The organism is Paracoccus sp. UBA5162, from assembly GCF_002413585.1.
Taxonomy (GTDB): domain Bacteria; phylum Pseudomonadota; class Alphaproteobacteria; order Rhodobacterales; family Rhodobacteraceae; genus Paracoccus.
Genome location: NZ_DHXG01000048.1, coordinates 10008 through 14569, shown reverse-complemented (window position 1 = coordinate 14569; position 4562 = coordinate 10008). Strand labels below are relative to the sequence as shown.

Here is a 4562-nt window from a genome sequence, read left to right as displayed (position 1 = left end):
CCCGCCCCCGCGCGGCTTCGGCGCCCAGCGGAACGTGTAGAAGGTCTCGATTTCGGGGGCTTCGGGCGCGGCCTGATCAGGCGCCGTCTCGACGGCCCCCCCTTGCGCGCCGGCTTCGGCAATGCGGCGTTTTTCGGCCTGCTCGGACTCCCATTTCGCGCGGGTCTCGGCGGCGAGGACGCTTTCCTCCTCGGTCAGCGGTGCGGCCGAGGCCGGTTCTTCGGGCGTCGCCACCACCGCAGGCTCGGGGGATTTCACCTTCTCGCGTTCGCCTTTTTCTGCGGCATAGCCCAGGCCCTGCATCAGCCCCGCGAATTGCTCCAGCGTCATCCCGGTGATCGACAACATGTCGGGATTGGCCTCGAATCCGCCGCGCGTGTCCTGCACGCGCAACAGATCGGCCAGGCGTTCCAGCATGTCGATGCGGATCGCCCGTTCCCCCGCCGGACGATATCCCGACAGGGTGTAATAGCCATCCGGGACCTCGGCCAGATGCGGAATCGTGACCAGGCCTGGCGGCGGGCTTTCGGGGAATTCGTCCAGACCCTCGGCCAGCGACCACAGCACCAGCCGCAAGCGGGTCGGGGCGGGTTTCAGCAATGCGGGCAGAAAGATCGTGAATTGCCCGAAGCGGACGCCGTGCTTGCGCAGCGCGCCGCGGGATTCCTGATCCAGTTCCTTCACCTCGCCCGCGACTTCGCCGCGCGGTATGACGCCAAGCGCCTCGACCAGCCGGAAGGCAAAGCCCTTGGCCAGCCCGGTCAGCGCCTCGTCCTTCTGCATCCCCATCAGCGGCTCGAAGGCCGCCGCGATTTTGCGGTCGATGAAATGCTGCAACCGGCGCCTGACCTTTTCGGCGATCTCGGCGCCGGCCTCGTCATCGACGAAGACCTGCACGCCGGGATGCAGCTTGTCGGCCCCCTTGACCAGCTTGCCCACCGCGCTGCTGCCCCACATCAGCCCGCCCTGTTCGGTGAAATCAAGCTCGGTATCGGGGGCATTGTAGAAGCGGTCGGCGCGCAGATGGAATTCCGGCCGCAAAGCCTCGTAGCTGGCGCGGTTCAGCGTTTTGGCCTCGTCCGCCGATCCGGTCTGGTCGGGACGAAAGCGGAACCCCTCCAGACGGCCGGCGAATTCGCCCTCGACCATCACCTCGCCCTTGTCGTTCACTTCGGCCACAAGGCTCTCCTTCTGTTTGAGCCGGCGCAGCAGCACGGACGTGCGCCGGTCCACAAATCTCTGGGTCAGCGCGGCGTGCAGCGCGTCCGACAGGCGGTCTTCTACCGCGCGAGTCTCGTCGCGCCAATGTTTTTCGTCCGCGACCCAACCCGTCCGCTGCGCGACATAGGTCCATGTGCGGATATACGCCAGACGTTTCGACAGCGCGTCGATATCGCCATGCGTCCGGTCGATCCGCTGCACGGCCCGCGCCAGCCACTCGGAGGGGATCGCGCCCTCCTGAAGAAACCCGAAAATCCGCGCCAGCAGGCCGGTGTGTTCGGTGGGCGAAATCCCGCGAAAATCCGGCACCCGGCAGACATCCCACAACAGCCGGACATCGCGGCCACCCTGCACCCGGTCGCGGATCTCGGGCATGTCGCGCAAGGCCTTCAGCGCTTGCAGGTCGTCGGCCTCGCGGCCCCGCTGCAGCAATTCATGGCCGGACGCGGCCTCCAGCGACTGCACCAGCCGGTCCATGGTGCCGAATTCCAGTGCCGGGTTGCGCCACATCAGACGGCTGATCGGCTGAAAGCGGTGGTTCTCGATCGCGCCGGTCAGACCCTCGTCCAGCGGCTGCGCCTCTCCGGTGACGCCGAACGTGCCGGGTTCGGTATGCCGTCCGGCGCGGCCGGCGATCTGGCCCAGTTCATGCGGAAACAGCGGCCGGACGCGGCGGCCGTCGAACTTGTGCGTTGCGCTGAAGGCGACGTGACGTATGTCGAGGTTCAGGCCCATGCCGATGGCGTCGGTGGCGACCAGGTAATCCACCTCGCCCTGCTGATACATCGCCACCTGCGCATTGCGCGTGCGCGGCGACAGCGCCCCCATGACGACCGCGCAGCCGCCCTTCTGGCGTCGGATCAGTTCCGCCATGGCATAGACGTCATCGACGCTGAAGCCCACGATGGCGGACCGCGCGGGCATCCGCGACAGCTTTTTCGACCCCGACCAGGTCAGCGTCGAGAACCGCTCGCGCCGCTGAAACTGCACGCCGGGGACCAGCGCGGCGATGGCCGGACGCATCGTGTCGCTGCCCAGAAGCAGGGTCTCGTGCAGGCCGCGCATCTGCAACAGGCGATCGGTGAAGACATGGCCGCGTTCGGGATCGGCGCAAAGCTGGATCTCGTCGATGGCAACGAAATCGGCGGCGATGTCGGGCATGGCCTCGGTCGTGGCGACCCAGTATTGCACCCGCTCGGGGACGATCCGCTCCTCGCCGGTGACCAGCGCCACGACCGAAGGGCCGCGGGCGGCCACGATCCGGTCATAGACCTCGCGCGCCAGCAGGCGCAGCGGCAGGCCGATCACCCCGGTCCGATGCGCCAGCATCCGTTCGATGGCATAATGCGTCTTGCCGGTATTGGTGGGCCCCAGCACGGCGGTCACCCGGCCCCTGTCGATCACTGTCATGGGATCAGATATCGGTGCCCGTCTGCGCCCGTTCCAGTCTTGCCACCGCATCGATGGCCTCTTGCTGGTGGGGATGAATCTTCAGGCTGGCGCGGTAGGCCTGCAGCGCGCGTTCGTCTTCGCCGATTTCCTCCAGCATTCCGCCCAGTTGGGTCAGGGCGGCGAATTGGCGTGGTTCCAGTTCCAGGGCCCGGGCCAGATCGGCGATCGCGGGGCCGTACTGGCCCGCCGCCGCATAGGCCGACGCGCGCATCTGAAAGCCCGCGGCGAAATCGGGCGCATGGTCCGTCAGCGCGGTCAGATGGCCGATGGCGGCGGGAATGTCGCCCCGGTCCAGCGCATCTTCGCCGCGTTTCAGCAGCAAATCCATCGCCGGAGAGCCCGATCTGGACCATTCGCGCAGAATGTCGGATTCGGCCAGCCGCCAGGATTCGCTGTCGGGATCGGCCAGACGCGAAAACAGCGCCTCCATATCGGCGCCATCCTGCGCCAGGGCGCCGAAAGAGGTTGCGCCGATGCAGAAAATCGTAATCGTTGCGCGGCGAAGTGCCGCGACGAAAGGCTGGAAAACGGATCGGGCCGCGCGCATATCGTCATTCTATCCAGCCCGGTCGCCGGGCGCCAGTCCAAGCGCGAGGAGACGCCAGATTATGAGCAAAGTTGTGAACGCCGCCGTCGAACAGTTGAACGAAAAGATCGGCAGCTTCGGCTCGACCGCGAAATTCGTGATCGAAGACGAGGGCGCGATCATGATCGATGAAAGCGGCGTCCGTGCAGGCGACGAAGAGGCCGAAGTCACGCTGACGGCCAATCGCGAAACCTTCGAGGGAATCCTGTCGGGCGATGTGAATCCGGCCTCCGCCTTCATGACCGGCAAGCTGAAGATCGACGGGGACATGGGCGTTGCGATGCAACTGGGTCAGGCGCTGTCCTAGATCATGCCCGAGGCCGCACCCTTTCACCGATTGCCCGATGACGACAGCCGCCCGGCACGCGCCTTCTTCGTCACGGCCGATGACGGGGTGCGGTTGCGGCTTGCGGTCTGGGACGCGCTTTCAGGCCCCGCCGCCGGCAGCATCCTGCTGTTTCCCGGCCGCACCGAATATATCGAGAAATATGCCCCCATTGCCCGGCGCCTGAACGCGGCCGGCTATGCAGTCATCGCGATCGACTGGCGCGGTCAGGGCCTGTCGCAGCGGCTTCAGGACGATCCGCGCCCCGGCCATATCGGTGAATTCGCCGATTATCAGCGCGACGTGGTCGAAATCGTCGTGGCGGCCGACGATCTGGGCCTGCCGCAGCCCTGGCATCTTCTGGCCCATTCGATGGGCGGCGGCATCGGTCTGGCGGCGCTTCACGCCGATCTGCCGGTTGCCTCGGCCGTATTCTCGGCGCCGATGTGGGGCATCAACCTGCACCAGATGCCGCATCGGGTCGCGATGGCGATCACGGCACTGGCCCGGCGCCTTGGGTTCGAGGGACGATCGACGCCGGGAACCGGCGCGGGCGGCACCTATTTCCTCGACGAGGCTTTTGGCACCAACCTGCTGACCTGCGATGTGGACGAATGGTCGCGCCTTCTGCGCGAGGCCGCGACCTGGCCCGACCTGACCATCGGCGGGGCCAGCTACCGGTGGCTGGGGTTGGCGCTGGCCGAATGTTCGCGGCTGGCCGCCCTGCCCTCGCCCGCCTTGCCGATGCTCGTCTCGCTGGGCAGCGACGAGAAGATCGTCTCGCAGACCGCGATCCGCGACCGCGCAGACCGCTGGCCGGGCGCCGAACTGCTTGAGATCAAGGGCGGGCGGCACGAGGTGATGATGTGCCTGCCCGAAAGACGCGATCTGTTCCTGCAAGCCATGCTGGCGGTTATGGAAACGGCCGGGGCGCGGCCTCAGCCGGTCTCCGACGCGATCTGATCCTCGGCGTTCTGC

4 protein-coding genes are annotated in these 4562 nt (G+C 66.7%); 2 read left to right on the top strand and 2 right to left on the bottom strand.

Features of this window, described 5'->3' with window-relative positions; genetic code table 11:
• A partial coding sequence (locus B4A72_RS06940) for a helicase-related protein (protein ID WP_292978263.1) occupies window positions 1-2631 on the bottom strand: 2631 nt, incomplete at its 3' end.
• A 4-nt stretch (window positions 2632-2635) separates the two neighbouring features.
• Window positions 2636-3220, bottom strand: a complete 585-nt coding sequence (locus tag B4A72_RS06935; RefSeq protein ID WP_292955579.1) for a tetratricopeptide repeat protein — start codon at window positions 3218-3220, stop codon at window positions 2636-2638.
• Window positions 3221-3281: 61 nt separating this feature from the next.
• On the opposite strand from B4A72_RS06935, the gene B4A72_RS06930 reads away from it, so the two are divergent.
• A complete protein-coding gene (locus tag B4A72_RS06930) occupies window positions 3282-3566 on the top strand; it encodes an SCP2 sterol-binding domain-containing protein (protein ID WP_292955582.1) in 285 nt (94 codons plus the stop codon).
• 3 nt (window positions 3567-3569) lie between these two features.
• Window positions 3570-4547 carry an alpha/beta fold hydrolase gene (locus B4A72_RS06925; protein WP_292978262.1) on the top strand — a complete coding sequence of 326 codons (978 nt, stop codon included), beginning with the start codon at window positions 3570-3572 and terminating at the stop codon, window positions 4545-4547.
• Window positions 4548-4562 lie beyond the last annotated feature (15 nt).